The 25138-nt window shown below is 63.4% G+C and carries 26 protein-coding genes; 9 read left to right on the top strand and 17 right to left on the bottom strand.

The genetic code is table 11. From position 1 onward, the window contains the following. Positions 1-27: 27 nt before the first annotated feature. The 7 genes from C480_RS15315 to C480_RS15285 form a co-directional block, all read right to left on the bottom strand. Entirely contained in the window at positions 28-552 is a 525-nt protein-coding gene (locus C480_RS15315) for a metal-dependent hydrolase (RefSeq protein ID WP_006666531.1), read from the bottom strand. After that, entirely contained in the window at positions 536-1150 is a 615-nt protein-coding gene (locus C480_RS15310; RefSeq protein WP_006666530.1) for a hypothetical protein, read from the bottom strand. The genes C480_RS15315 and C480_RS15310 overlap by 17 nt, the downstream gene beginning before the upstream one ends. Positions 1151-1242: 92 nt before the next feature. Beyond that, positions 1243-2973 carry a sugar transferase gene (locus tag C480_RS15305; protein ID WP_241433836.1) on the bottom strand — a complete coding sequence of 577 codons (1731 nt, stop codon included), beginning with the start codon at positions 2971-2973 and terminating at the stop codon, positions 1243-1245. Between the two features lie 158 nt (positions 2974-3131). Continuing rightward, positions 3132-3923, bottom strand: a complete 792-nt coding sequence (locus tag C480_RS15300; protein ID WP_006666528.1) for a VOC family protein — start codon at positions 3921-3923, stop codon at positions 3132-3134. A 48-nt stretch (positions 3924-3971) separates the two neighbouring features. Next, positions 3972-5708: a Na+/H+ antiporter NhaC family protein gene (locus C480_RS15295; RefSeq protein ID WP_006666527.1), complete on the bottom strand. Its 1737-nt coding sequence runs from the start codon at positions 5706-5708 to the stop codon at positions 3972-3974. Between the two features lie 94 nt (positions 5709-5802). Continuing rightward, positions 5803-6828 (bottom strand): hypothetical protein, encoded by a 1026-nt coding sequence (locus tag C480_RS15290; RefSeq protein ID WP_006666526.1) that lies wholly within the window; start codon positions 6826-6828, stop codon positions 5803-5805. 98 nt (positions 6829-6926) lie between these two features. Beyond that, positions 6927-8039, bottom strand: a complete 1113-nt coding sequence (locus C480_RS15285) for an OBG GTPase family GTP-binding protein (RefSeq protein WP_006666525.1) — start codon at positions 8037-8039, stop codon at positions 6927-6929. Between the two features lie 209 nt (positions 8040-8248). On the opposite strand from C480_RS15285, the gene C480_RS15280 reads away from it, so the two are divergent. Then, on the top strand, positions 8249-8452 hold the full coding sequence (locus C480_RS15280) for a VNG_1110C family protein (protein WP_006666524.1): 204 nt from the start codon (positions 8249-8251) through the stop codon (positions 8450-8452). 35 nt (positions 8453-8487) lie between these two features. Here C480_RS15280 and C480_RS15275 read toward each other — a convergent pair whose 3' ends face one another. Beyond that, complete coding sequence (locus C480_RS15275) at positions 8488-9876, bottom strand: tRNA(Ile)(2)-agmatinylcytidine synthase (protein WP_006666523.1); 1389 nt, start codon at positions 9874-9876, stop codon at positions 8488-8490. A 236-nt stretch (positions 9877-10112) separates the two neighbouring features. Here C480_RS15275 and C480_RS15270 point away from each other — a divergent pair, with 236 nt between their 5' ends. Continuing rightward, complete coding sequence (locus C480_RS15270) at positions 10113-11078, top strand: transcriptional regulator (protein ID WP_006666522.1); 966 nt, start codon at positions 10113-10115, stop codon at positions 11076-11078. Between the two features lie 137 nt (positions 11079-11215). Here C480_RS15270 and C480_RS15265 read toward each other — a convergent pair whose 3' ends face one another. Further along, positions 11216-11461, bottom strand: a complete 246-nt coding sequence (locus C480_RS15265) for a glutaredoxin family protein (RefSeq protein ID WP_006666521.1) — start codon at positions 11459-11461, stop codon at positions 11216-11218. 222 nt (positions 11462-11683) lie between these two features. Further along, positions 11684-13129: an NCS2 family permease gene (locus C480_RS15260; RefSeq protein WP_006666520.1), complete on the bottom strand. Its 1446-nt coding sequence runs from the start codon at positions 13127-13129 to the stop codon at positions 11684-11686. 183 nt (positions 13130-13312) lie between these two features. Here C480_RS15260 and C480_RS15255 point away from each other — a divergent pair, with 183 nt between their 5' ends. Next, the gene (locus C480_RS15255; RefSeq protein WP_006666519.1) at positions 13313-13963 is read left to right on the top strand and encodes a potassium channel family protein; all 651 of its coding nucleotides are present in this window, start codon (positions 13313-13315) and stop codon (positions 13961-13963) included. A 3-nt stretch (positions 13964-13966) separates the two neighbouring features. On the opposite strand, the gene C480_RS15250 is transcribed toward C480_RS15255, so the two are convergent. From C480_RS15250 to C480_RS15240, 3 genes are all read right to left on the bottom strand, one after another. Then, entirely contained in the window at positions 13967-15100 is a 1134-nt protein-coding gene (locus tag C480_RS15250) for a DNA methyltransferase (RefSeq protein WP_006666518.1), read from the bottom strand. A 150-nt stretch (positions 15101-15250) separates the two neighbouring features. Next, positions 15251-15526, bottom strand: a complete 276-nt coding sequence (locus tag C480_RS15245; RefSeq protein WP_006666517.1) for a DUF7513 family protein — start codon at positions 15524-15526, stop codon at positions 15251-15253. Next, on the bottom strand, positions 15523-17094 hold the full coding sequence (locus tag C480_RS15240) for a Na+/H+ antiporter NhaC family protein (RefSeq protein ID WP_006666516.1): 1572 nt from the start codon (positions 17092-17094) through the stop codon (positions 15523-15525). Before C480_RS15240 ends, C480_RS15245 begins: the two co-directional genes overlap by 4 nt. A 144-nt stretch (positions 17095-17238) precedes the next feature. Here C480_RS15240 and C480_RS15235 point away from each other — a divergent pair, with 144 nt between their 5' ends. Beyond that, positions 17239-18342 carry a calcium/sodium antiporter gene (locus tag C480_RS15235; RefSeq protein WP_006666515.1) on the top strand — a complete coding sequence of 368 codons (1104 nt, stop codon included), beginning with the start codon at positions 17239-17241 and terminating at the stop codon, positions 18340-18342. A gap of 56 nt (positions 18343-18398) precedes the next feature. Next, positions 18399-19403 carry a glutathione S-transferase family protein gene (locus tag C480_RS15230; protein WP_006666514.1) on the top strand — a complete coding sequence of 335 codons (1005 nt, stop codon included), beginning with the start codon at positions 18399-18401 and terminating at the stop codon, positions 19401-19403. A gap of 86 nt (positions 19404-19489) precedes the next feature. On the opposite strand, the gene C480_RS15225 is transcribed toward C480_RS15230, so the two are convergent. The 3 genes from C480_RS15225 to C480_RS15215 form a co-directional block, all read right to left on the bottom strand. Further along, complete coding sequence (locus C480_RS15225) at positions 19490-19699, bottom strand: DUF7535 family protein (RefSeq protein WP_006666513.1); 210 nt, start codon at positions 19697-19699, stop codon at positions 19490-19492. Between the two features lie 98 nt (positions 19700-19797). Beyond that, complete coding sequence (locus C480_RS15220) at positions 19798-20223, bottom strand: hypothetical protein (protein ID WP_006666512.1); 426 nt, start codon at positions 20221-20223, stop codon at positions 19798-19800. A 78-nt stretch (positions 20224-20301) separates the two neighbouring features. Further along, positions 20302-21072, bottom strand: a complete 771-nt coding sequence (locus C480_RS15215; RefSeq protein WP_006666511.1) for an NAD-dependent epimerase/dehydratase family protein — start codon at positions 21070-21072, stop codon at positions 20302-20304. A gap of 395 nt (positions 21073-21467) precedes the next feature. Between C480_RS15215 and C480_RS15210 the strand changes: the two genes are divergently transcribed. From C480_RS15210 to C480_RS15205, 4 genes are all read left to right on the top strand, one after another. Continuing rightward, positions 21468-21953 (top strand): SRPBCC domain-containing protein, encoded by a 486-nt coding sequence (locus C480_RS15210; protein ID WP_049903790.1) that lies wholly within the window; start codon positions 21468-21470, stop codon positions 21951-21953. A 184-nt stretch (positions 21954-22137) separates the two neighbouring features. Beyond that, positions 22138-22269 (top strand): DUF7577 domain-containing protein, encoded by a 132-nt coding sequence (locus C480_RS24925; protein WP_444993533.1) that lies wholly within the window; start codon positions 22138-22140, stop codon positions 22267-22269. A gap of 117 nt (positions 22270-22386) precedes the next feature. Continuing rightward, a complete protein-coding gene (locus C480_RS23525; protein WP_161607013.1) occupies positions 22387-22533 on the top strand; it encodes a hypothetical protein in 147 nt (48 codons plus the stop codon). Next, positions 22523-23200, top strand: coding sequence for a DUF6735 family protein (locus C480_RS15205; protein ID WP_006666509.1), 678 nt, complete (start codon positions 22523-22525; stop codon positions 23198-23200). The genes C480_RS23525 and C480_RS15205 overlap by 11 nt, the downstream gene beginning before the upstream one ends. Positions 23201-23250: 50 nt before the next feature. Here the strand turns inward: C480_RS15205 and C480_RS15200 are convergent, their stop codons facing one another. Continuing rightward, on the bottom strand, positions 23251-25071 hold the full coding sequence (locus C480_RS15200) for a MutS-related protein (protein ID WP_006666508.1): 1821 nt from the start codon (positions 25069-25071) through the stop codon (positions 23251-23253). Positions 25072-25138 lie beyond the last annotated feature (67 nt).

Raw genomic sequence — 25138 nt, 5'->3', positions numbered from 1 at the left:
GATTATCTGCTGACTATCGTTCTGTCTCTATAGCCGCGAGGGATCGTTCTCGGCAGTCGTGATCCGTTGCCTGACCAGCCAGATTGTAAGCGCGAGTCCACCGGCCACCAGTGCCGGCCAGCGGTCACTACTCAGGAAGAGGTCGGCGGCCGGGAACCGGTACGTCGTCAGCGGCCAGAAGACGGCATAGGAGTAGCCCGTTGCCGTCACGAGCGCAACGTCGAGGACGTGGTGAGAGAGTGCGCCGATCACGAAGAGGCCGAACGCGCGCCAGCGAAGCGCAGGCGCGATGAGCAGCGTTCCGAGGACGAATGCAACGAGCAGCGAACCGACGAGCGTGTGCAGCGGTGCCCACGAAAACGGGATGCCGAGGAGGAACCCGACGAGGCCGTCCGGAACGAGCAGATCGATTTTCATGAAATCCGGCGAGAGTGCCCCGATCATAACCAGCGTTACGTGTGCCGGCCGGAGCCACGCGTATCGAAACGAGAGCAGGGTCCCGATGCTGTACCCGACGAGGACGTGCGTCAGCACGTCAGGCACGCCGATCACCCCCGGTCCGATCTGACTGGGTCGACGATCGATCGCCACGAGAACCTCGCCGGTCACGGCGTGGCTGCTCGTTGTTGCCGAGCAGACGCGAAAGACTCCAGGGGCGCTCTCGCGGGACGAACGCGCGTGTCTCCCAGTCGAACCGCCAGCCACGAACGAACCGACCGACTACCCACAGCCCGCCGAGGAACGAAACGAGATACATGTACCCTGTCTCGCTTGGCTCGCGCGTCAGCGTTCGTTCGGCGACGAGCGTGGACTCGTCCTCGAGCGTGCCGTACGCGGTGACGTGATCGCCACGTTCGAGTGGCCCGTCCGTATTCTGTAGCGCTTCGGTCGCGCCGATAACGGTGAACTGCCCGTATCCGCTTGCCCTCGTCGCGATGACGACCGGATCGGTCTCGACGACCTGCCCACCGAGCGTCACCGTCGATCCGACGTAGGCACCTCGGTCTCCGGGGACCTCCGTCTCGTCGGATACCGGTTGCTCCAGCGGATCGGTCGGCATCGTCCCCGCCCAGATGAACAGCCCGCCGAGAACAGCAACTACCGCGACGATTGTAACTACGCGAGTCCATCCCGTTCCCGGTCCCCTCATGCGGCCGTTACTCGTTAGAAGCGAACGGAACCGTCGGAATAGGTGTTCCGATTCGGTTGCCAGCGACTCGCTTTCGCTGTACCCCCACTATCTCAGCTTCTGAACTCGTCGATGACCATCCAGACTTGCCGGATGACGATCAGGCAGTCGACCCAGACCGATTGCGTTCGAATGTACTCGAGATCGTACCGGAGTTTCATGTTCGGATCGGTACTCTTTGCCCCGTTGATCTGTGCAAGCCCCGTTAGTCCCGGCTTGACGAACCAGCGTTTTCGCCAGGCGGGCGCATCCTGTTCGAGTATCGGTTCCTCGTCGGTCCAGACTGCCCGCGGACCGACGACACTCATCTCCCCGAGTAGAATCGACCAGAGCTGCGGGAGTTCATCGAGATGCGTCCGCCGGAGGACGCGTCCCACGCGCGTGATTCGGTCGTTTTCCTCGTCGGTCGTCGGTATCGCCGTTTCACCCTCCGGGATCATCGTCCGGAACTTGTAGATGGGAAACGTTTCGCCGAAGCCGGCGGTGCGCGCCTGGCTGTAGAGCACCGGTCCCGAACTGTCGAGTTTGATCGCGGCCGCGATTGCGACCATGATCGGTGCGAACACGACGAGTCCGATCAGCGCAAAGGTCACGTCGAAGACGCGCTTGAAGAAGTGATCGAACGGATCCCACGGTTCGAGGTCGACGTCGACGAGTTCGTCCACGGCTCCGGACGAGACGAGGACGCTGTCGGCGTACTGACGATGCACCTTCACACCGACGCCGTGTTCCTGGCACGTATCGAGCGCACCGAAGAACTCTGCGCGGTCCGGCTGGTGGAAGGCAAGAACGACCGTATCGATGTCGTCTTCGACGAGAACGGTCTCGAGTCTCGACAGGCCACCGCGTCTGGGTAGCGTATCGAGTGTAGTCTGGTGGGAGTTGGCGTGCTGTGAGTGGGTGTGGTGTGGGTCGGGGCTGCGATTTTGATTGGGGGTATGATTGTGGTTGTGGTTGTGGTCGTGGGTGAGTGTGTGATCCTGGCTCTGGGTCTGAGCCTGAGTCCGGGCTTGGGTCTGCGTTTGACTCTGGGTTTGGGCCTGCTGTTGCGTTTGGGTGGTGGAGGAGTTCACAGTCGCGTTCGAACGCTGTTCGTGAACGTGGGTGTGAGACTGTCGCTGCTGTGGCGTGTCCGCGTCCGTGTCTGTTTCCGGTTCCGGTTCCGGTTCTGATTCCGGTTCCGAATCACTGAGGGCAACGCCGCCGTCGGCCGTCAGTGATTCCTCGTAGAATCGATCCTCGTCGAACGAAAGCGTCGTCGCGGTTGAGGGACAGAGATAGCCGACGAGCGCCGCATCGACGGTGGGGGCGATGTCTTCGATCTGGGAGAGATCGTCCCCGACGATAAGCGTCCGGCCGGTTGATCCGGCGGGCCGGCGTCTGATGGCCAGAAACAATGCGGGGATCGTCACGAGCAAAATCGTGGTCAGCATCACGAGCGTTGCCCGCGGGAGGCGATGTGACCACTTGAAGTAGCCAAGTGTTGCGAGAACGAACGTTGCGACGAGCACTCGTTTCTGGGCGAACAGGGCCGTATCGAGGGTTCGTCGAGGACGCGGTTTATAGAGCGGGAGCAGACAGCCGGTTACGGCGAAGACGCTCAACAGGATCGCCCAGAAGAACGATTCACCGGTCAGGACGGTGACTTCGAGCCGATTGAACAACGGTACGGCGCTCGTAAACAGTGCTTGTGAAACTGGGTGGTTGGCGATGGTAACGGCAAGAGATGTCAGGAATATGACTCCGAAAACGCTTCCGATTCGAAATCGCCACCCGGTTACCATTCGTCCGGAGGAACGAACGGCCGTCGGCATAAAGTTGTTGAAGGTATCACCTTCTGGCAATATCAGAAATGGACGTATATTTCAACTGACTTCCTCGAGTTGCGGTAGTGATCGGAGAGAAGATCGATTCGGGTAACTAGTCGTTCCGTGCGAAATCCCTAGAACGGGAACAGCGAGTCGGCGCTCGGATCGCGTTCGAGGAGTTCGATCTCGTGGCCGTCCTGATCCTTCGTGAAGGCGTACATGTTGTCGTTGCTCTCCGGATCGCGGTAGTCGGCCGTTTCGCGGGTCAGCAACTGGTCCCAGTCGTCTTCGAGGTCGTCGACGCGAACGCAGAGATGGCCCCAGGCGTCGCCCATGTCGTAACTTCGCCCGTCGTAGTTGTAGGTGAGTTCGACGGACATCTCTTCGGGCGCGGCATCCGCGGGTTTCATGAAGTAGTTCGAGAAGGAGTCGGCTTCCCAGCGACCGGTGTGTTCGTACTCGAACTTGCGGGTCCAGAACCCGAGTGCCTCGTCAGCGTCCTCGATTCGGATCATCGTGTGGTCGAGCGACCAGCGTGCGCCCTGATCGCGCTGAACGATCTCGATCTCGTGGCCGTCGGGGTCCTTGACGAACGCGTAGCGACCGCCGCAGGATTCGGGATCGCGGTAGTCCTCGACGCCGTTGTCCATGAGTTGCTGGTAGGCGTCCTCGAGTTCACCTTCGGGGACGCGGACGGCGATGTGGCCCCAGGCGTCGCCGACATCGAGGTCGTCCTCGTCCTCGTTGTGGGTGAGTTCGAGCATCGCGCCGTCTTCGTGCATATCCTCGGGGCCGAGGTAGACGATGGTGAAGCTGTCGCCTTCGTGGCGGTCTTTCTCCTCGTAGTCGAGGTGGGTCTGGTACCACTCGAGGGAGTCGTTCAGATCTGCGACACGAAGCATTACGTGGTCGAGCGTGCCGTCCATACGCGAGATCACGCTCGGCGGTACAAAAAGCGTGGCGAAGGCGGCGGTTCACTCGGCGTCTTCGGGGCCGGGACCGGAGGGCGCCCCGACGGTCCGGCCGTCGCGGGAGGCGTCGGTCGAGACGGTCGACGGTTTCGGATCGACGCCCGTGAGCAGACCCTGCAGTTCGGAGAACGCGTAGACGAGGCCGACGAGCAGAATCACGCCGAGGGGGAGGAAGACGACGGGCGGAACGCCGAGGTAGCCGTTGAGGATGTAACAGACCACGACGACGAGAGCGACGGTGCTTGCGTAGTACAGTTGCGTACGGATGTGATCGATGAGGTCCGCGCCGGTGAACGTCGAGGAGAGTACGGAGGTGTCCGAGATCGGCGAGGTGTGATCGCCGAAGATCGCTCCGGAGAACACTGCGCCGACGACGATCGGCATCAGTTCGAAGTTCCCGGTGAGGTTGTAAGCGACCGTGATAGCGGTCGGCGTGACGATGCCCATGGTCGCCCACGACGAGCCCATGGTGAACGAGACGAACGCGGAGACGAACAGGACGGCGATCGGGAGGAGTTCGGGCGAGACGACGCCCTCCGCGACGGTTGCGACGTAGTCGCCGGTGCCGAGGTCCTCGGCGACGGCGCTGATGGCCCAGGCGAGGACGAGCACGGTGACGGCGGTGAGCATGAGGTGGAATCCTTCGAGTACGGTCTCGATGCCGTCGTCGATGTCGAAGAGGTCGTAGACGATGCCGATTGCGATCGCCGTTGCAACCATCGCGAACGAGCCCCAGATGAGGGCGGCGGCGAAGTCGCCGTTGCCGAGGATGTCGATGAACTCCCCGACAGCGTTCGAACTCGTCGCGAAGAGGTCGTCACCGGCTACCGCGGTGACGAGCGAGGTCGTCTCGCCCGCGTCGGCCTGGTCGGTGAGCCACGTCTGGTACCCGGTCCAGAACGCACCCGAGAGCGCGACCGCGATCAACACGCCGATCGGGGCGAAGAACGTCCGCAGCATCGGTCGTTTCTCGATCGGCGCACGGAGGTCGTCCTCGGCTTCCTGTAACGGCTGTGCATTATCGCGGTTGACTTTCCCGGTTTGCCAGGCGCGGTGCTCGGCACCGAGCATCTCCCCGTAGTCGCGACGCGAGATGATGATGATCCCGACCATCACGATCGCAAGCAGCGAGTAGGTGTTAAAGGGGATCGAGGCGGCGAACGTGTCGAACGCATCCGGCGTCTCCGCTGCAGCCACGTTGACCTCCTCGCTGTCGACGAGGCTCGCATACCCGTCTTCGATCATCGAGAGCTGGAAGGCGACCCAGCTCGAGAGGCCGAGCGTCGCCACCGGTGCGGACGTCGAGTCGACGATGTACGACAGTTTCTCGCGGGAGATCCGCATCTGATCGGAAATCTCGCGCATCGTACTCCCGACGATAGCCGTATTAGCGTAGTCGTCGAAGAACAGGAGCATTCCGAGGATCCAGGCCGCGAGTCCGGCCTTTCGCTGGGTCTTGAGCCGTGCGGTAGCCCAGTTTCGAACCGCAGTCGCGCCGCCGAGTCGCCAGATGAGTGCAACGCCCGATCCGAGCAACAGCGTGAAAATCAGGATCTGAGCGTGGAACATATCCGCCATCGAACCGGCGATCCAACCGAACGCTCGTCCGAGTCCGATACTCCCGGTTGCGATGACGCCACCCGACCAGATCCCGATGAACAACGACAGGATCGGCCGACGCGTCACGATCGCGAGCATAATCGCGAGCAACGGTGGCACGAGTGAGAGCGCTTCCGCCATATGCTCATACTCAGCGAGTCGCCCTATAAATAGGATCGGCATCTGTGGTCGACGGGACTCCGACCTCCGTATCGGCGGAACATGGGGGTGTCAGTTACTCTCTCCCGTTATCGCCAGTATTGCTCCATTCGGTAGTATCCAGTTCGACCGACACCGCAACTGCGAACTCGTCGTCCGCGAGTTCGTCTCGGTAGTCCGTTGCGCCCGCGCGTTCGAGGAGCCGGTTTGCCTGTCTCTCGTGGGCCGATCGAGCGGCCTCGAGAACGCCCTCGTCGGCGTCGAGTTCAGCGCCGACCTCGACCGTCCAGGCGTCCGCGGGGACGGGGAAGATGACGCGGCTGCCGATCGAGAGCGGTTCTCGACCGGGAACGATATCCTCGATGGTCAGGAGGTCGTGCTGGTGGATCGTCTCGAGTGCGTCGACGAGTTCACTCTCGGCGGTTTCGGTTTCGTCGACGACGGTTGCGATGATCTCCGCATCGATCGGTGCATCGACGGTTTCGGGGCGCGGCGTCGCCCTGGTTGTGGCTTCGGTATCGGCGTTAGCGTCGGCCTCGGTCTCGAACTCGTGAGCGAGGGTTTCCTCGGCGACCGGATCGCTTTCGGACGGTGTTTCAGGGAGCGGCTCGGCGTCGAACGGCGTTCCGTCGGCGAACCTGGCCGGGAGGAGTCCGATCGTCTCGTCGGTCGCGACGGCTTCGAACAGCAGCGGGTTGTCGTCATCGTAGGTCGCCAGGTCGATACCGAGTCCGCTGTCCGGATCGACCCGCAGCAGGTCGTCGGGAACGGGCGCGTACGTTCCGTCGTCGGTCTCGATGACTCGTCGCGGGAAGGCCGCGTCGTCGATCTCGTCCGGCGGGAGGGGTGCGAAGACGAGCATCGGATCGGCATCTCGGTCGTCGGTGTTCCAGTCGATAACGGGATCGGACGGAAGCTCCGTGCGCTCGACGAGGTCGGTTATGTCCACGATGTACGTTCGCTCGTCTCCGCTCTCGGTGCGGCGCTGATCCGCATCGGCCGGGAGCGGATTCGAATCCGTCTCAGCCGGAAGCACGGCGTCGGCGACGCGGAGTTCGAGGAGTCGATCCACGTCCATCGTTCCGGTTGGGCGTTTCGACATCAGCGGTCGTAGAACGGCCCGGCCGGTAAGTCTCGTGCCGGCGAACGACTGTTCATCACCCCAGGAACGGTCGGCACTAGACACCGCCGGATCGACCGCTACCGCCGTAAAATAAGCTTCAACACGTCCTCGTCCTCGAGCACGTGGCCCTCGCCGACCTGCTGCTCGTCGTGGGTCGCACTGGGACCGCTCACGCGGGCGAATCGGAAGCGCTCTTCCATCTCGCCGCCGAGTTTCTCGACCGCCTCACCGACGGTCGAGCCGCGTTCGATCACGAGCGGTTCCTCCCAGTCGACGCCGCGACCGGGTTTGTCCATGTAGACGCGAATCAGATCGAGGTTGTTCCAGATTCGATCCTTGAGCGCGTCGAGCCCCTTCTCTTTCTCGGCGCTGATGAACGTCACCTCCTCGGGATCGAGGTCGCGCTCGCGAAGTTGCTCGTCGACCGTTTCCTTGTAGGACGGTTCGATCAGATCGACCTTGTTGACGCAGGTGATCGACGGGATGTACTCCCGATTCTCCATCAGGCCGTCGATCAGCCGGTCGATCGTGACGTTCTCCTGTAAGTTGAGATCGGCGTTGACGTAGCCCTGGTCGCGCAACACGTCCGAAATCGTCTCCTCGTCGAGGTCCTGCTCGGTGCTCGAGGTGATCTTGATCCCGTCTTTTATCTTCGGCCGCACCGTCACCCGCGGCGGCTCTCGGTCGACGCGGATGTTAATGTCGTACAGTTCCTCCCGCAACCGATCGTACTGCTCGATCTCGAACACCGACAGCACGAACACGATCAGGTCGGCGTTCCGGACGACCGCGAGCACCTGCTTGCCGTCGCCGCGGCCCGACGCCGCCCCCTCGATCAGTCCGGGCACGTCGAGCATCTGGATGTTCGCCCCGCGGTGGCTGAGCATCCCCGGGTTGACGTCGAGCGTCGTGAACTCGTAGGACCCCGTCTCGCTCTCGGCGTTGGTCAGCGAGTTCAGCATCGAGGACTTCCCGACGCTCGGGAAGCCGACGAGCGCGACCGTCGCGTCGCCGTGCTTTTCGACGGAGTAGCCGCCGCCACCGCCGGAGCCGGATTGCTGGTTTTCGAGTTTTTCCTTTTTCTCCGCGAGCTTGGACTTGAGGCGACCGATGTGTGCCTCGGTCGACTTGTTATAGGGGGTGTTGGCGATTTCGTCTTCGATCTCCTCGATATCCTCCTCGAGCCCCATTTGTCTATACCCAGCCGGTCGTCCCGAAAAACCCTTTCCATGCGACGGAACGAGCAGCGGGAACCGCGATGCGGTGACGACGGGCTCCCAGCGAGCCCCAGTTATCACTCGCGGTTCGTCCGTATTCGGTGTCGTCCAGCCACACCGTCACCAATACAAATAAATTTCGACACACATAAACGAGGTGCGAATAGACGATCCCTAGACGAATGTCGGATCCGTCGCAGTTGCGCGAGAGTACGCAGATCGTGCTCCCTCGGGAGACGCTCGAGAACCTCGAGCCGCGGCTCGACGACGAGTTCGTCGTGACGATCGTTCCGGAGGGCGAGCGCTACTATCGGATCATCGGCAGTCCGGTCGAGATCAAGGGCGCAAGCGAGTTTCTCGTGCGCCGCGGCGTTAGTATGCCCTGACTGTCCCTGATCGTCCCGCCTGGAGAGTCCGGCGATCAGCGCTCCGGGTGAATCGGGCCGTCGAATCCGCCTCGAACCAGCGGCTTCGCGATGTGTCGTCGCGCACACGGCGGCACCTCGTACCAGCCGCGCTCGAGCGAGCGCTCGATCGGTACCCGCTCTTTTCCGGCCGCACTCGTCTTGCAGTCGCGACAGCGATACCCCTGATTTCGCCCGGCGCTTTCCATCGTCCGCTCGCAGTCCGGACAGGTGGGCGTGACGAGTTCAGTGGTCACGAGGTCGCGGACGGCGAACTTCTCGAGTTTGAGGGTGCCGCCCGCGAGTTCGCCGCAGACGGTGAGGTCGTCGCCAGGACGAAGGGCGCGGATGCGGTCGCGAAAGCGTTTCGTGGGTTCGAAGGCGGCGCAGGTGAGTGTGGGGCGTGACCGCGGAGCGGGAACAGTGTCTCCGTCGCCGGCCGTCACTCGAGTTCCGTCGGAGTCTGTAGCCACGTCGACGAACACGTGCCCTCCGCGCCGCGTTTCGGGCGGTTCGGCGACGCGTACATCGAGCTGATAGGAACGGCCGTCCTGCAGTTCGACTGGCGTATGGCTGGCTTTTGACTCCGGTTCCTGCGCTCGTTCGCCCGCTTCGTCCCCAGTCAGATCCCGCAGATGCACGTCCGTCCCCTGGTTCGTGACGAACAACTGCTTCGTCCGAACCGGCTCGCTCTCGATCCGTTCGGCGACCCGACGGACCCGATCGGGATCGTCCCCGCGGATGCCGTGCAGAATCGGCCCCGGAGTGTGGGGCACGCAAACGGTCTCGTTCTCGCCGCGGTCGACGGTGTCCCAGACCGCAGGATACCCCCGCTCCGCGGCGTCGAAGACGCTCTCGGGATCGACCGTTCGCGTCGTCCCCCAGCGATCCCGCTCGCGATAGGAGATGAACTCGTAGGTCCACGCAGAGAGCGCGCGCCAGGCACCGATCGCGGCCAGCGCGCCGATCCGCCCGCGACCGTTACCGGCGTGCCACGACCGGTAGCCGTAGCCGTCGATTACGGCCCCGGCCTCCTCGATGGACAGGTGTTCTCGGATCGCCCGCATCGCGAACCGGCCGAGTTCAGCCGGCAGGTCGTCGGCGTCCGGGCGGACGTCGGCGACGACCAACCCCGGGTTCGTCCGTTCGTCCCGCGTTTCCGCGAGCGACTCGAGTTCGGCGCGCGCGAGTTCGAACGCGCGGTCGGGGTCGCAATCAGTGTGGATCGCGAGCGCCGCGTTTCCGCGCGTCTTGAACTCGACGGCGGGATTGAGCCGGACGAGGAGAACGCGATCGATCGAAGCGCCGGCGTCGCGGCGCAGTCGCTCGGCGATCGTCGCGGCGGCGTAGGTCGTACACATGCCGCGTTCGCGGGAGTCCGTATCGTCGATCCCGACGACGGTCATCGACGGTGGTTGTGCCGGCGGCGAGTAACGCCTTTCGATGCGGGCGGCGTGTGTTACCTGGGGCGGGGACGGGTGCCGCGAGGACGGCGGCGGTGGAGCGGCGGCCGGAACGAACAATTATCACAACGCAACGGAAGCAGTATATAAGTATACTGCTGATACACCCCGCAATCGCGACACCGCAGACGGGCATCGCGGGGAAACGCTCTTATACGAGGAATAGCTTACATCCCCCTATGTCCCGCTCCGCACTGGTCGGCAACGTGACCGCGATGTTAGAGGACGCGGGATTCGTGGTGAGCGACCGGTGTGCGATCCGACCGAAGAGTTTCGATATCGCTGCGCGTCGCGGCGAGGATCTGTTACTCGTCAAGATTCTCGGCAACATCGACGCCTTCAACGAGGCGACCGGCCACGAGATGCGTCGTCTCGGTACCTACCTGCAGGCGACGCCGATCGTGATCGGCTTGCGCAGTCGCGACGAGGATCTCAAACCGGACGTCGTCTACTTCCGGCACGGCGTTCCGGTCTTCAGCCCCGATACCGCGTACAACCTGTTCATCGAAGGCGTCCCGCCGCTGATCTACGCCGCGCCGGGCGGCCTCTACGTCAACATCGACGGCGATTTGCTCGCCGACGAACGCGAGGATCGCGACTGGAGTCTCGGCCAACTCGCGAGCGAACTCGGCGTCTCCCGTCGGACCGTCTCGAAGTACGAGGACGGGATGAACGCCTCCGTTGAGGTCGCCATGGCGCTCGAAGACCTCTTCGAGGCACCGCTGACCAGTCCCGTCGACGTCCTCGACGGAACCGACGATGTACACGAGACGGAGTCGACACCGGACGACCCCGAGGCGGACCCCGGCGACGAACAGGTCGTCGCCGTCCTCACGCGGGCCGGCTACAGCGTCCATCCGACGATCCGCTCGCCGTTCAAGGCCGTCAGCAAGGACGAAGACGACAGCGAGGTCGTCCTCACCGGCCACTCCGAGTTCACCAAAGCCGCCGAAAAACGCGCCCGCATCATGAGTTCGATTGGCCGCGTCACTCGCACGCGATCTGTCTACGTTGTCGACCGGGCGAAACGCGACGCCGTCGACGGTACCGCGCTCGTCGAGCGCGACGAACTCGCGGATCTACACGACACGGACGAACTTCGGGACGTGATTCGGGAGCGAGCAGAGCACGAGGAGGCGGCTTGAGTTTTGCGACGATAGATCTCCGGAATGATCTCACTCGCGTTCACCAGTACTAGTGTCGTGTGAACCGACGGCTGATCGTCCGTTCTGGTGATCGTCAGTAACCGACGAATAGCCGCTTGTTCGCCCGAGAATCGCCTCTACGCGTAGGTTTCTTCTAAGTATTCGACGATGTCGTCGCTTTCGTGCATTCCGTCGACACCGTTGTCCTCGTCGATGATAACGGGGACGCCGGTCTGGCCGCTTACGTCCTCGACTTCGGTCCGCTCGCCGTGTGAGCGTGGTACTTCGATGGTATCGTATTCGAGTTCGAGCTCGTCGAGTTTCGAGCGGACTTTCGCGCAGTACGGACAGCCGGGGAGTTCGTACATGGTAATGGCAGCCATAGCGCAAGATAATGACGCGGAACGTATGAGCGCACCGGTCGCGGCGGGTATCGGCCTCGAGTAGTTGGGGTTCCACGTTCGAGATTCCGTCGGCGGTGTCCTGGTGTTTGGCGACTGATTCTCGTGTCACTAACTCTGCGGGGCAGAGTAGGTGGATCGAACCGGGAAAATCGGGCGAAAGAGGGCTAATTGTGGAACGAAGCGGAGTGGAGAGAAAGAGGGTTAGAACGTCAGGAATCCGGCGTCGGTGGCGAAGTACGCGCCGAAGTAGAGGACGAACGCGACGGCGAGGGCCCACTGGCCGGGCGAAACGTCGGCGCGTTCGCCGACGGCGGCTTTGACGAGAGGGTAGCTCATGATCCCGGCGGCGAGTCCGTTCGCGATCGAGGTGGTAAGCGGCATGACCGTGATCGTCAGGCCGCTGGGGATGAGCCAGGCCGGGTGCTGCCAGTCGATGTCCGCTGCGCCCTGGAGCATGATGAGACCGACGACGACGAGGGCGACGTAGATCGCGTACTGCGGGATGATGGCCATCAGGGGGACGAAGAGCAACGAGAGGACGAAGAACCCGCTGACGACGAGCGCGGTGAAGCCGGTTCGGCCGCCCTCCTCGAGTCCGGCGGAGGACTCGACGAACGTCGTAACGGTCGACGTGCCGATCATCGCGCCGACGGTGGTGCCGACGGCGTCAGCCAGTAGCGGCTTTTCGATTTCGGGGAGATTCCCCTCCTCGTCGAGGAGGCCGCCGATCTGGGAGACGCCGATGAGCGCGCCCGCCGTATCGAAGAAGTCGACGAAGAAGAAGGTAAAGACGACGAGTGCGAAGACGACCGGATCTTCGGCGATCATCCCGAGGCCGTCGACGAAGCCGGCGATGAGCGGCGTAAAGTCGTACTGGACGTTCAGAATTAAGTCGATGATACCGCTTAGTCCGTCGTTCGTGACCAAGTTATACTCTCGTTCGAGTGCGAGTTCACTCGGTGAGACGATGCCGAGAAGGGTCACCAGCCACCCGGCGAGGGCGGTGAAGACGATCCCGATGACGATTGCACCGCGGGTGCCATGGGCGTAGAGGGCGAGCGTCAGGGCGAGGCCGACGACCGAGAGGGCGGCGATGGGGCTGGTCGCGGCGTTGCCGAGGGTGACGGCCGTTTCGGGGTCGGAGACGACGAGTTCCATTTCCTGCAGGCCGAGAAAGAGCAGGAAGATACCGATCCCGGCACCGACGGCGAACTTGACGGGTTCGGGGAACAGTTCGATGATGTAGCGGCGCGCGCCGACCACCGTCAGGAGAATGAAGATGAGTCCTTCGACGAAGACGGCGGCGAGGGCGACTTGCCAGGGCACGCCGAGACCGAGGACGACGGTGTACGCGAAGAACGCGTTCAGTCCCATGCCGGGTGCGAGTCCGAACGGCCGATTCGCCCACAGCGCCATGACCGTGGTCCCGACGACCGACGCGAGGATGGTCGCGACGGCGATCATCTGCGTCACTTGCGCTCCGGAGTACCCCTCGAGTTCGATCGCCTCCCCCAGGATGAGCGGATTGACGACGATGATGTACGACATCGCCAGAAACGTCGTCAGCCCCGCGATCAGTTCGGTCGAGAGGTCCGTCTCGTACTCGTCGAATCCGAAGTAATCCGCGATCGTTTCGGTAACCCCCATGTTGGATGGTCAAGCATAACCACAGACCTTAGTTAAGAGTTTTCGTCTGCCTTCCCGCCAGTGGTATACACATTCGTGTATATTCCAGGCCACGCGGAGCGCCGTCCGCACACCGTTGAACGACTGCGACCGAGGTTCTATCAGGACCAACGTATTTTAGCCCCGGCTACGTACTGTGGTACCATGAGATTCGTCATCGTGGGATACGGAAGAGTCGGCTCGCGAACGGCCCGCATCCTCTCGGAGGAAGGCCACGAGGTCGTCATCGTCGACAACGACCACGACCGGATCGACCGAGCCGCGGACGAGGGCTTCGAGACGATCCACGGCGACGGCTCCGATGAGGCAGTTCTCACCGACGCCGGAATCGCAACCGCCGACGCCATCGGCGCGTTTACACCCAACCTCAACGCCAACTTCGCCGCCTGCATGGTCGGCAACCACCACGGCTGTCGGACCGCACTCCGGATCGACGAGGACTACCGCGAGGACATCTACGAACAGTACGCGGACGAAGTCGACGAGATCATCTACCCCGAACGCCTCGGTGCCGCCGGCGCGAAGACCGCCATGCTCGGCGGCGACTTCAACGTCGTCACCGACCTGGCGGCAACCCTCCAGCTCACCGTCCTCAAGATTCCGGACGAGTCAGCCGCTATCGGCAAACGAATGAGCGAACTCGACCTGCCGGAGTCCGCCCGCATCTACGCTCACGGTCGCGCGCGCGAATCGCTTACTATCCCGCTTCCCGGCACCGAACTCGAGGCCGGCGACGAAGTCGCCGTCGTGACGGAAACCAGCAGTGCAGACGAGGTCCGAGCGGCGCTACAGTAGCCGCTACGCCCGGTCCGTGGATCCGCCATCCGGCCGAAACACGAGTATATTCTGGTGGACCATCGACGGCACGAACGAGAACGGATAGCCGTAGACGTGCAGGTCCTTCGTCGGATCGTACCAGATCAGATTCGCCGCGAGCGTCACCGGCGCGGTCGACTCGATCGCCCGTGCGAGTTCGGCCGAGAGGAACTCGTAGGACTGGTCGCGGTACATGTCGCCGATGAAGACGACGACGTGGCCGTCGGGGGCGACGGCGTCGGTGAAGCGGTCGAATTTCGCGGCCATGTCGGCGAGCCAGTCGGCTTTCGTTGCGGTTGCTGATTCGGATTCGGATTCGGACTCGGACTCGGTTCCGATCCCGGTCTCTGCTGTTCCCTCACTGCTTGCATTCGTTGCGTCTGCTCCGTCTGTTGTGTTCGCGTCGAACGACCCCAGCTTGCTCTCCCGCGTCTCGCGTTCGTTTCGCGTCTGCTCGAGTTCGTCCATGTGCCAGTAGGGAACGTCGGTCAGCAGGAGGTCGACGCTGTCGTCGGGCACGTCCTCGATCAGATCGCGACAGTCGCCGTGGCGGAGTTCCTGGGCGGCGAGTTCGGGTTCGCCGCGTGCGCTGCGGGCGTCGTTCTCGCGCTCGAGGACATCGTCGTAGATTTCGATCCAGCGTTTGGTGCGCTCGAAGCCGATAGCCTCCCGGAGACCGGTGCCCTCGTGTTCGCAGAAACTCGCGCCGAGGAGGGTCCCGCCGACGCCGGCGAACGGATCGAGAACCGTGTCGCCGGCCTTGCTGAACCGGTCGATAAGGTCCGCACAGAGTCTGGGCGGTTTCTGTCCGCCGTGTTCGCTGCGCAAGTCGTGTTGTACGTCTGGCGGATACGCCTCCGCGATCACCGATTTGGTCGCGTACTTCCACTCCTTGCCGGTGAGGTCGTTGACCCGGTTTCGGTCGTCGTAGATCCCTCTCCCCTCGACGTAGTGCTGGTGGTCGGCGAGTTCATCCGTGTCGATGATGTCGCCGTCTTCGATCGGGAGGGATTCGGTGCGGGCGCGCTCGGCATCGAACTGGCCGTCGTCGTCGGTGACGAGTCGGCTCTGTCGGTGTCGCCCTGTTTCGTCCGCGTCGCCCTCGTCGTCTGCCATGCTCAGTATCTCCTGTATCCTCTGGGTGCACACCCACCCGCCTTAAAGACTTGATTCCAGTCTACACGCACACCGTTCCGACAAAACGCGCAGCGGCGACCCAAAACGCGCAGTCGATCGAAAACGACCCCATCGGGATCGCCGTCAGCCCTAGTTGGTGTACGAGCTCTCGCCGACGACCTCGATGAACTCGGCGCGGCCGGTTGCGTTCGTCTCGTCGAACTCGGTGACCTCTATGCGAACGCGTTTTTCGGCCGTCTCCGGGCCGGCACCCTCGACGAGCAGGTGCGTGTCACCGATGTAGACGTGGCCGTTGCCGTCGCTGTTCGTTTCTGCGACGAAGACGCTACACTCGTCGCCTACGGTGAGCGACGGACTCGAGTCACGGAACTGCCAGCCACGAAGGAATTTTGTGAAGACGCTCATAGTCGTGCCACCTCCTCGCTTTCGCGGTCGATAATGTACTCCCGGCCGAAGCCGGTCAGCGCTGCGATGATGAAGACGGCGACGAGCAACCAGCCCTGAAAGACGAACGGGACGACGTCGATCGGCGTCACGAGCATGCCGGTGTCGAACCACTCGAACTCGCCGGGCAGCTCCTGCATCGCCGAGTAGCCGGCGAGCACGCCGCCGGACCACGGGAAGATGTAGCCAAGCGCGGCGGTCTGTGCGTCCAGAATGTTCGCTCGCCGGTAGCCGTTCAGGTTGAACCGTTCGCCGATCTTCGAGATGTACGGCCCGATCGCGACCTCCGCGGCCGTGTTGATCGTGATGACGGCGTTGATCAGCGCCGCCGAGCCGACCATCGTGAGTTCGGCGTTGCGGACGTTCGTCGCGAGGTTCTCGATCGACCAGTCCAGAATCGCCTGAAAGGCACCGCCGCGGATCATGATTTGGGCCGCCGCGATGATCAACAACACGAGAATCGCGAGTTCGAAGAAGCCGGCCGCCCCCTGGATGAGGCTGCCGCCGACGCCGACGTCGTCTGGGTTCTCGACGACCGTCAGGATCGGCAAGAACTCGAGCGGCTGGGAAAGCGGCGCGTCCGCCGGCGCGTTAAAGGAGACGATGTCGCCGAGCGACAGCAGGCCGAGCGCGAGACTGGAGACCGCCGCGACGACGATACCCCACGAAATCGCCTCGACGATGTGACGGCCGGCGACGGCCGTGCCGATCACGACGCCCATCGAGAGGAGGTGAACGAGCCCGATCGGTTCGCTTTCGGCGACGAGAAGTTCCTGCGCGTCGCCGCCGATCCCGAGGCCGCCCATGAACTGACCGGCGACGAGGTAGCCGGCGAACGCCACGATTGCGGCGACGATGACGTATTTGAACCGTGAGGCGACGACGCCGCCGATGTCCGAATCCTGCGTGACGGCGCTGACGATCGTCGTGTCGCTGACGGGTGCGAGGTTGTCACCGAAGATCGCCCCCGAGAGGATCGCGCCGAACAGCAAAATCGGGTTGGCTCCAAGCAGGAGGCCGGCCGGGAAAAACAGCGTGACGAACGCGATCGACGCGCCGTAGCCCGTACCGATCCCCGTCGTGAACACCGCGGCGAGGACGAACGTCGCCGCAGGGAACAGCGCGCCACCGATGCCGGCGGTGTTGGCGAACCAGACCAGCCCATCGACGAAGCCGCCATCTTGGAGCAACTGGGCGAACATCCCGGCCCAGATCCACGCGACGATCGCCGTCACGGCAACCGGCTGGGTCATTCCCTCGAAGATCGTATTCGCATAGGTCTTCCAATCTCCCCGAACGAAGAACATCCCCCCGATCAGGCCGACCAGAATACCGATGACGAGTCCACCTTCATCCGATATTCGCCAGAAGGCTGTCTGGGCAATCGCCCAGAGGATGAAGAACACGATCGGAAACGCGCTCATTCCCCGGCCACCGTAGAACTCGATTCGTGGCCCCTCTTCGCCGGTATCCTGGACGAATGACTCACTCGGGTCCGCGTCGGGTGAGTCACTATTATCAGTACTCATCGTAACACACGCGACTCGTTATCAAACTCGGCAGATAAGTGTTGTCGAATAGTGGCGGCCTTTCCCCGTTCTGTCCCGGTTACGAAATATCAGTCCTGCAGCAGTGAGGCGGGTTTTTGTCGCAGTCTCCCGATTGTTCGACTCGTGTCGACGCTCGTCACCGTCGTCGCACTGCTTGGTGCTGCGATCGGCCTCTGGCTCGGCGCACGATGGCTCGTCGCTGCTGCGACGAACATCGCGAGCGCAGCCGGTATCTCTCCGCTTGTGATCGGTCTGACCGTCGTCGCGTTCGGCACTTCCGCCCCGGAACTGGCCGTCTCGGCGGTCGCCGCATTCGAGGGAACCGGCGACGTTGCCGTCGGAAACGTCGTCGGCTCGAACGTGTTCAACCTGGGCGTGATCCTCGGCATCGTCGCCATCCTCGCGCCGTTTCGCGTTACCGAAACGATGATTCGCCGCGATGCCCTCGCGTTGGCTGCAGCGACGGTAATCGCGGCGGGCGTTCTCACAAACCGCGTCGTCTCGCGCCCGGAAGGCGCTCTCTTGCTCGTGCTGCTGATCGCGTATCTCGGGGCAATCGGCGTCGAGATCCGGCGCACAACCGAGGACGAAACGGCTACAGCGCCCGCTGCGAGTGATGTACCCTCGCAGACTCGAGACAACACTGTTGGCGCCGCCGAGTCAGAACGCAGCACGAGCGGTTCGAACCCCGACACCACGACTGCCGACCCGCGCGATCGGCAGACGCCGCCCGGTCGACAGGGACCACGACAGGACCCGAAGCGGGAACAACCGCGATCCCTGCACCGCAGCTACGAAAGCGCCCGCTTTCTCGTCGGTCTCCTCCTCGTCATCGGAAGCAGTCGCTTACTCGTCGATTCCGCGACGACGATCGCCCTCTCGATCGGACTCTCCACGTGGCTCATCGGCGTCACGGTCGTCGCCGCCGGCACATCGCTTCCCGAACTCGTCACGGCCGTCGTTGCAGCCCGCCGCGGCGACGTTTCGATTGCCGCGGGAAACGTCATCGGTTCGAACGTGTTCAACCTCTTCGGCGTTCTCGGACTCGCCGCGATTATCCGACCACTGGCCGTCGATCCCGCCGTCCTCCCCGGGTTGGTGTGGCTGCTCGTCGTGACCCTCGTCGCAACGGTGCTGCTCGCGACCGGACGGCGGGTAAACCGACTCGAAGGCGTCCTCCTTCTCGCCGTCGGCGTGGGATACTGGGTCGGGAGTGCGATCGTCTGATCGCCGGTCTGCCGTCTCGGCGAGTTCCCTTTAGGGCTCGCCCGAGTAGGGTCCGTATGAACATGCTCGTCGACGGCGAGTGGCGAACCGATGCTGTCGAATCGACCGACGACGACGGGGCGTTCGATCGACAGAATACCACGTTCCGGGACTGGGTTCGCGACGATCCCGACGCGCGATTTCAGCCGGCGGCGGACCGCTATCATCTGTACGTTTCCTACGCGTGCCCGTGGGCACACCGAACGCTCGTGACACGCGCGCTGAAGGGACTCGAAGATGCCATCTCGGTCTCCGTCGTCGATCCCTTCCGCGAGGCGGGCGGCTGGCAGTTCACGCCCGACAAGGACGGCTGTACGCGCGATCGCGTCCACGACGCCGATTACTTGCGCGAACTGTACGTGCGGGCCGATCCGAACGCGACCTGTCGAGTGACGGTGCCGGTGCTCTGGGACACACAGGAAAACACCATCGTCAACAACGAGTCCGCGGAGATCATGCGAATGCTCGATACCGCGTTCGACGACCTGGCGACTCGCGATGTCGACCTCTACCCCGACGGCTACCGCGACGAGGTCGACCGGATCATCGACGAGATCTACGACCCGATCAACAACGGCGTCTATCGCGCCGGCTTCGCCACCGAGCAAGAGCCCTACGACGAGGCCATCGACGACCTGTTCTCGGCGCTCGAGCGCTGGAACGACGTGCTCGAAGAGCAGCGATACCTCGCCGGCGACCGACTCACGGAGGCCGATATCGCGATGTTCACGACGCTGATCCGGTTCGACCAGGTCTACCACACTCACTTCATGTGCAACGTCAAAGCCATCCACGAGTTCAGTGCGCTCTGGCCGTACCTGCGGGATCTCTATCAGACGCCGGGAGTCGCCGAGACGGTGAATATGGCCCACATCAAAGAGCACTATTACACGACGCATCCGGACGTCAATCCGAACCGGATCGTCGCTCGCGGACCCGACCTGGCGTTCGATGCGCCGCACGATCGGGACGAGCTTCCGGGTGGGCCGCCGGACGAACTCGAGTCGTTGGTGGCCGAGTGAGTGGGCCAGTAAGCGGTGAGCAGTGAATAGTGAGTGATGATCGGAAAGCGGTGAGCAGTAACAGCAGGGAGGATAGAACGCTACAGCTACCGGTTCTGCGTCTCTGTGCGCCAGTCCTCGTAGCTCGACTCGACCGGCTCCTCCGCGAAGAAGACGCGCCAGAGGATCCACGCCAGAACGATGATCGGCAGCGCGGGCAAGAGCAACACCGCGAGTGCCGCGGCCATCACGTAGCCGAACACCGACATCTGGGGATTCGGCACGTAGCCCGTCGAGTCGGACACCTTCGTGGACATAGGAGACGGTACGAACGTCCCGATATTCGGTCTTTCGATCCGAGAGGGATCCCCAAGACGGTCGCATCGCCGCGCAACACGGCTGCACCCGGCCGTTCTCACTGGACGGAAACGTCCGCCGTTCGCCGCCAGCGACGACCCGTGCGAACGGCTCCCTGCAAGAGCACGACCGCCGCGAGGACGATTCCGCTCAGGAGCGTAAACGCGCCGCCGACGAAGACGCCGCCGGCCTCAGCGGCGTACAAAATGTACATGCTCATCGTCGCCAGAAACAGCGTCAGGGTGCCGAGGACACCGACGATCGGCGTTGCGCCACTGAACTCGTCGGTAATGAGTCGTGAGAGCACGACCAGACCGAGTAGCCCCGGAAACACGAGTTCAGGATTCACCGGGACGGGACCGAGCGTCGGCCGTGCTGGGTAGGGCTCTGGGACGCCGGTGAACGTCCACACTGCAACGGCCACCACGACGACGGCGAGTGCGTAGTCGATGAGCCGTGGAAGCGACCGTCTCCCAATCCTCATTACACAGAGACATTCGCGTATCGATATAAAAACGTACGTGTGGAGCGTATAGAGCGGGGTGGCTGTGAGCTGACTGGCTCACTCGAGAACGACTGCCGAGTCGTCCTGCGGACGGTAACCCAGTTCAAGGAGGGTTTCCGAGAGCGAGAGGAATCGTTCTGCGTTGTCCGAGATGCCGTGAGCAGTGAGGGGCGTTTCCGAGAGCGAGGCCGTCACGGAGACGCGCATGAGTTGTTGGCAGTCCGCGGGGCTGAGCCACATCGCGCGGGCGAATCGTTCGCCGGCACCGTCCCGGTCGGCGACCTCCGATCGCAGTTCATCGCGCGTGAGGAGCCAGCCGATCCGGAGGTTGAGTACGTCCAGGCCGTGGCGCTTGGCGTAGTACGAGCCCATCGCTTCGCCGAACACCTTGGTCACCCCGTAGTAGGTGTCGGGATCGAGGGTATCGTCGGGCCGAACGATGTCGGGGCTGCCAACCGTCGACTCCGGCCGCGTCGGGGAGACGGTGTTCGCCATATTGACCGCGTGATTCGAACTCGCGAAGACGACGCGCCGTAGATCGTTCTCGACGGCTGCGGCATAGATATTGTAGACGCCTTCGATATTGGGTCCCATAACGGCGTCCCACGCGGCGCGCGGGTCCGGATTGGCGGCGAGGTGGAGCAGTACGTCCTGGCCTTCGAGTGCGTCCGCGACCGCCTCGCGGTCGGCGATTTCGATCGGCGTCGTCTCGAGGTCCTCCGACTCGCTGTGTGAGAACAGCGTAAGCGACTCTTCTCGGTCTGCAAACGCCTCGATAGCTTCTCTGCCGACCCGGCCGGACGCACCGGTGATCGCGACGTTCGTCATAGGAGCATAGACACTAACTGCGGGGAAATAGGTCGGGCCGGCGCGTTCCGGGACGATTCCTGGTTACAGTCCCCGGTGAGACCGTTCCCGAAATGCTTCCTCCCACATCAATACGGGTCGTAACTGCAGATCAGTTTTTTCTCGATCACACCGGGACGCCACCGTCCTTCTACAGTTTTCCGAGACGTTTCACGGGTCGTCCCCTCCGCGACGGACGACGGATTTAGAGAGAGTCTCCCAGGATTTTATAACAGCTCTAACAGACGCAAATAGCTAAGTGGTGGGTTATGGCAGTCTACGAACGGACTCGATACGAACACTGGCGCGCAATCGCGCCGATATTCGCGGAGTCGCACCCGGATGCGCGAAACGCGACCAGAATGGTAACAACCACCATGAACGTAATCGAAGTCTTCGAGGATATCGATGCCCCACCAGCCGTCGTCTGGGACGTACTCCTCGAGTTCGACAGCTATCCCGAGTGGAATCCGTTCGTCCGGTCGATCGAAGGGGACCCGGCGGTGGAAGCGGAGTTGGAGGTTCGAATTGAGCCGCCCGAATCGCGGGGGATGACGTTTACGCCGGTCGTCGTCGCTGTCGAGGAGAACCGCCGGTTAGCCTGGCTCGGCCGACTCGGAGTCCCCTTCATCTTCGACGGCTATCACGAGTTCCATCTCGATCCGATCGACGGGGGCGACCGAACCAGGTTGCTTCACCGCGAGACGTTCCGCGGGATACTTGTTCCGCTCCTGTTCGATGAACAGCAACTCGAACGGGGGTTTAGAGCGATGAACGAGGCGCTCAAGGCGCGAGCCGAGGAGCGAGTTCAGTCTCCGACGAACGGATCCAACGATACCGACACTAATCCTGAAGGTTCCTGAAGCCTCCTGTAGTCTCTTACAGTCTCTTGAAGCTGCCGTGAACTCTGGAACTCGGGAACGGCATTCCTGTTTCCCGCCAGAATTGCACGGACAGCGAGATCGGTCATGAATCCCGTGCCCTGCTACTGACGGTCCCTTCGAATGCCGGAGCTATCCTTTTCGCCGGCCGAACCGACGTTCGCATATGCGCGAGTCCACCGGCCCATCGACCGAGCCAGCCCCGCAGGGGCCGTGTCCGTACTGTTCGACGGAGAACGACTACTTCTATACGTTCTGTCGGAACTGCCTTCAGGAACTGCCGAGTCGAACCAGATAGAATCAGTCCCACTATCGGGAATCGCTGTTTCGAACTCGTTCCGAGCGGACTCTCGTATCATTGCAATTCCGGCTTTCGCCCCGAGGTTCAAATACCGGGACGGAACCAGAACCAGCAATGGATCTCGAACCAGGTGGCCGCCGGCTGCCGGACCACTGGCGTGAGCGCGAGGCCGCGGATCTGTGTGGAACGACCGTTACTGCGGTGACCGGAGCGAACGACGCGAGCACGCTATTCCGTTCGGAGGGATCGAATGGGGCATAGAGCGCTCGTCGCGTACCGTCGGCCCGACCGCCTCTACGACCTCCGATACAGCCACTGGGGCGGGACCGATCTCACGCTTGCAGACGAGATTACCGCTGAGACGCCACTCGCCGATGGCACCGTCTCGTCGGAGTTACTCGCGGACTCGATTGCCCGCGACCGAATTCTGACCGCGCATCTCGATCCGTGCGTCCACGAGGCGCTGTTTCTCGTCGACCCCGCCGCCAACTATACCGTCTCCTCGTATCACGTCTGCTGGCTCGAGTGGGGGGATGGTCACGGCGACGAACGCGGCGCGATCGTCGAACCCGACCCGCACGACGATACTGCGGTCAGAACCTGGTTTCGCGCGACGAAGACGACGCTTACGGACGTAATCGAGATGGGTGTTCTCGCGCGCCCTGCCGCACAGGCGTACCTCGAAGCGCGGGTTTGCGAGGAGTACGGCGGCATCGTCTACACCCATCTCGGAAGCGAACAACAGGCCAGTCACGACGCTCGAACGCCATCTAGCAGCGTCGCCTCGTCGAGCATGGGGAACACGACGGACACGACGGACACGACAGATCCGACAGATTCGACAGATCCGACGGACGCGTTCGACACCGACCACTGGCCATCGGAACGAAATTACCGGTTCGACACCGGCGACGACCGAGAGCCCTGACGGACGCTGCGGTCCGCAGCCCAATAATCACGTACGCCGGCCACAGCGACCTACTCGCTCCAGCGCGCATCGGCCAGCGTCCGCTGGATCACGTCGTTCCCGACCGCTTCACCCAACGTTTCAAAGCCCGCTCGCTCCCCCCGGTCGTCCGCGTTCGCAACCAGGCGCGAGACGATGAACTCCGGCGTCGACCGCCCGACCGTATCGAACCGCGGCTGGTAGTCGACCAGCAACTCGAGTTCGGGATTGAGTCCTTCGGCGAAGATGCCGTCGACGCGGGCTTCGGGCGGCAGCGGCTCCAGGTCGTCGGCGAGGTGCGTGACGAACACGCCGAGGGCGTCGCGGTCGACGGTCAGCGTCACGAGGCCGTGCAACAGGTCGGCTGCACTGCCGGGTTCCGTGATCGCTTCGAACTCGTCGACGAGCATCAGCGTGCGGCCGTCGGCGGACGAGGACAACGGCGGTACGATCGAGCGCAGCGTCGACTCGAGCACGCCGGCGTTGAAACTGGCGTGGCGGCGGTGGAAGACGAGCGAGTCGACGGGCGTGACCTCGGCCCGCTCGGCGGGGACGGGCAGCCCCATCGACGCGAGCAGGACGACCTGACAGAGCGTCTCGAGCAGGGTCGTCTTCCCGCCGCTGTTCGCGCCTGTGAGGACGGAAACGCGCTGGCGGCCGGGTGCCGTGTCGGTGCTCCCGGGGACGGCAGCCGGATCGGTGACGCCGTGGTCGCCGAGCGCGTAGGTGATCGGCTGCACCGTTTCCTCGACCTCGGTTCGCTTGGCGTCGGTCACTGGCGAGGCGAGCGTCAGGTTCCGCGCTTCGACGACCGATACCGCGGCCGATTCTCCCTCGACGAACGTCGGCCGAGTGCAGTCGTACGCGAGCGCAAAGCGCGCGAGCGAGAGGTGCAAGGCGATGTCGTCGACCGCCTCGACGGCCTGGTCGATGGCCGCCCGGGAGTCCTCGAGCACGTTTCTGAACTCGCCGGCGACCCGCTCTTCACGTTCGTCGATCGCCGCGGTGAGGTCGCCGCGCAACGTGCGCAGCGTCCCGCCGACGAAGTCCGTCGCGTCGGTCGCATCGGCGGGCATCGCGTCGCGAACCTGCTCGACTGTGACTGCCGTCTCCGAGAGCAGGTGGTCTTCGAAGGCCTCGCGGAACTGGCTCACGTCGCGGACGCCGTCCGAGCGCAACTCCTCGATCAGTTCGAGCGCGTTCGCGTCCATGTCCTCGACCGTTCCGAGCGCGTCGCAGAGCCGATCGAGTTCGTCGTCGGCCCCGCGGACGAGTCGGCCGCTGCCGCCGTCGTTCTCGAAGGCCGAGAGCGCGTCGGCGGCCGCCGCGAGCGTTTCGGGGTCGAGTTCGGCGATCGTTGCGAACGGGCCGGAGTCGACGCCGGCCTCGAGCAGCGCGAGTGCGGTTTCGACGGCGGCGCGCTCGCTCTCGTCGCGGTCGTCGTAGCGCTCGTAGGCCGCGAGGACGGTTTCCCGGTTTCCCTCGTCGAGGGCGGCCCAGGCATCCCGAGCCGCGAGCACGTCGTCGAGTCGCGATTCCATCTCTGCGCGGGTGGCAAGCGGCGTGAGAACGCGGATTCGGTCGGCCGCGCGCTGCGTGACGGCGTGCTCGACCGCCAGATCGAGCAGGTCCTTGTACGCCGCGCGGGCGTCGCTCGTCGCCAGCATGTCGATACCGTCGCCGCCGGTCGCCCGGCGCAGGATGCGCGTCGCTCGCCCGCGGGCGAGGCCGGCGGTCGCGAGTTCGCGAACGTCGCCGCTCTCGATGGCTCTGGTCGCGCGTTCTCGCCCCAGTTCGGCGACCAGCGTCTCCCTCGTCTTCGGGCCGACTCCCCAGTACTCCTCGAGTCGCATACGCAAGGTGTTCGAGTCAATACGCTTGAATACTGTGTCATCGGTTTCGCCGCCCGCCCGCGGTATG

Source organism: Natrialba aegyptia DSM 13077, from assembly GCF_000337535.1.
GTDB classification, from domain to species: domain Archaea; phylum Halobacteriota; class Halobacteria; order Halobacteriales; family Natrialbaceae; genus Natrialba; species Natrialba aegyptia.
This window is presented reverse-complemented; position numbering and strand designations above follow the sequence as displayed.

Coding starts and splice junctions, on each gene's coding strand:
- C480_RS15310 (WP_006666530.1), bottom strand. CDS start 1,150: ATGAGGGGACCGGGAACGGGATGGACTCGCGTAGTTACAATCGTCGCG.
- C480_RS15305 (WP_241433836.1), bottom strand. CDS start 2,973: ATGGTAACCGGGTGGCGATTTCGAATCGGAAGCGTTTTCGGAGTCATA.
- C480_RS15300 (WP_006666528.1), bottom strand. CDS start 3,923: ATGGACGGCACGCTCGACCACGTAATGCTTCGTGTCGCAGATCTGAAC.
- C480_RS15295 (WP_006666527.1), bottom strand. CDS start 5,708: ATGGCGGAAGCGCTCTCACTCGTGCCACCGTTGCTCGCGATTATGCTC.
- C480_RS15290 (WP_006666526.1), bottom strand. CDS start 6,828: ATGTCGAAACGCCCAACCGGAACGATGGACGTGGATCGACTCCTCGAA.
- C480_RS15285 (WP_006666525.1), bottom strand. CDS start 8,039: ATGGGGCTCGAGGAGGATATCGAGGAGATCGAAGACGAAATCGCCAAC.
- C480_RS15280 (WP_006666524.1), top strand. CDS start 8,249: ATGTCGGATCCGTCGCAGTTGCGCGAGAGTACGCAGATCGTGCTCCCT.
- C480_RS15275 (WP_006666523.1), bottom strand. CDS start 9,876: ATGACCGTCGTCGGGATCGACGATACGGACTCCCGCGAACGCGGCATG.
- C480_RS15270 (WP_006666522.1), top strand. CDS start 10,113: ATGTCCCGCTCCGCACTGGTCGGCAACGTGACCGCGATGTTAGAGGAC.
- C480_RS15265 (WP_006666521.1), bottom strand. CDS start 11,461: ATGGCTGCCATTACCATGTACGAACTCCCCGGCTGTCCGTACTGCGCG.
- C480_RS15260 (WP_006666520.1), bottom strand. CDS start 13,129: ATGGGGGTTACCGAAACGATCGCGGATTACTTCGGATTCGACGAGTAC.
- C480_RS15255 (WP_006666519.1), top strand. CDS start 13,313: ATGAGATTCGTCATCGTGGGATACGGAAGAGTCGGCTCGCGAACGGCC.
- C480_RS15250 (WP_006666518.1), bottom strand. CDS start 15,100: ATGGCAGACGACGAGGGCGACGCGGACGAAACAGGGCGACACCGACAG.
- C480_RS15245 (WP_006666517.1), bottom strand. CDS start 15,526: ATGAGCGTCTTCACAAAATTCCTTCGTGGCTGGCAGTTCCGTGACTCG.
- C480_RS15240 (WP_006666516.1), bottom strand. CDS start 17,094: ATGAGTACTGATAATAGTGACTCACCCGACGCGGACCCGAGTGAGTCA.
- C480_RS15230 (WP_006666514.1), top strand. CDS start 18,399: ATGAACATGCTCGTCGACGGCGAGTGGCGAACCGATGCTGTCGAATCG.
- C480_RS15225 (WP_006666513.1), bottom strand. CDS start 19,699: ATGTCCACGAAGGTGTCCGACTCGACGGGCTACGTGCCGAATCCCCAG.
- C480_RS15220 (WP_006666512.1), bottom strand. CDS start 20,223: ATGAGGATTGGGAGACGGTCGCTTCCACGGCTCATCGACTACGCACTC.
- C480_RS15215 (WP_006666511.1), bottom strand. CDS start 21,072: ATGACGAACGTCGCGATCACCGGTGCGTCCGGCCGGGTCGGCAGAGAA.
- C480_RS15210 (WP_049903790.1), top strand. CDS start 21,468: ATGAACGTAATCGAAGTCTTCGAGGATATCGATGCCCCACCAGCCGTC.
- C480_RS24925 (WP_444993533.1), top strand. CDS start 22,138: ATGCGCGAGTCCACCGGCCCATCGACCGAGCCAGCCCCGCAGGGGCCG.
- C480_RS23525 (WP_161607013.1), top strand. CDS start 22,387: ATGGATCTCGAACCAGGTGGCCGCCGGCTGCCGGACCACTGGCGTGAG.
- C480_RS15205 (WP_006666509.1), top strand. CDS start 22,523: ATGGGGCATAGAGCGCTCGTCGCGTACCGTCGGCCCGACCGCCTCTAC.
- C480_RS15200 (WP_006666508.1), bottom strand. CDS start 25,071: ATGCGACTCGAGGAGTACTGGGGAGTCGGCCCGAAGACGAGGGAGACG.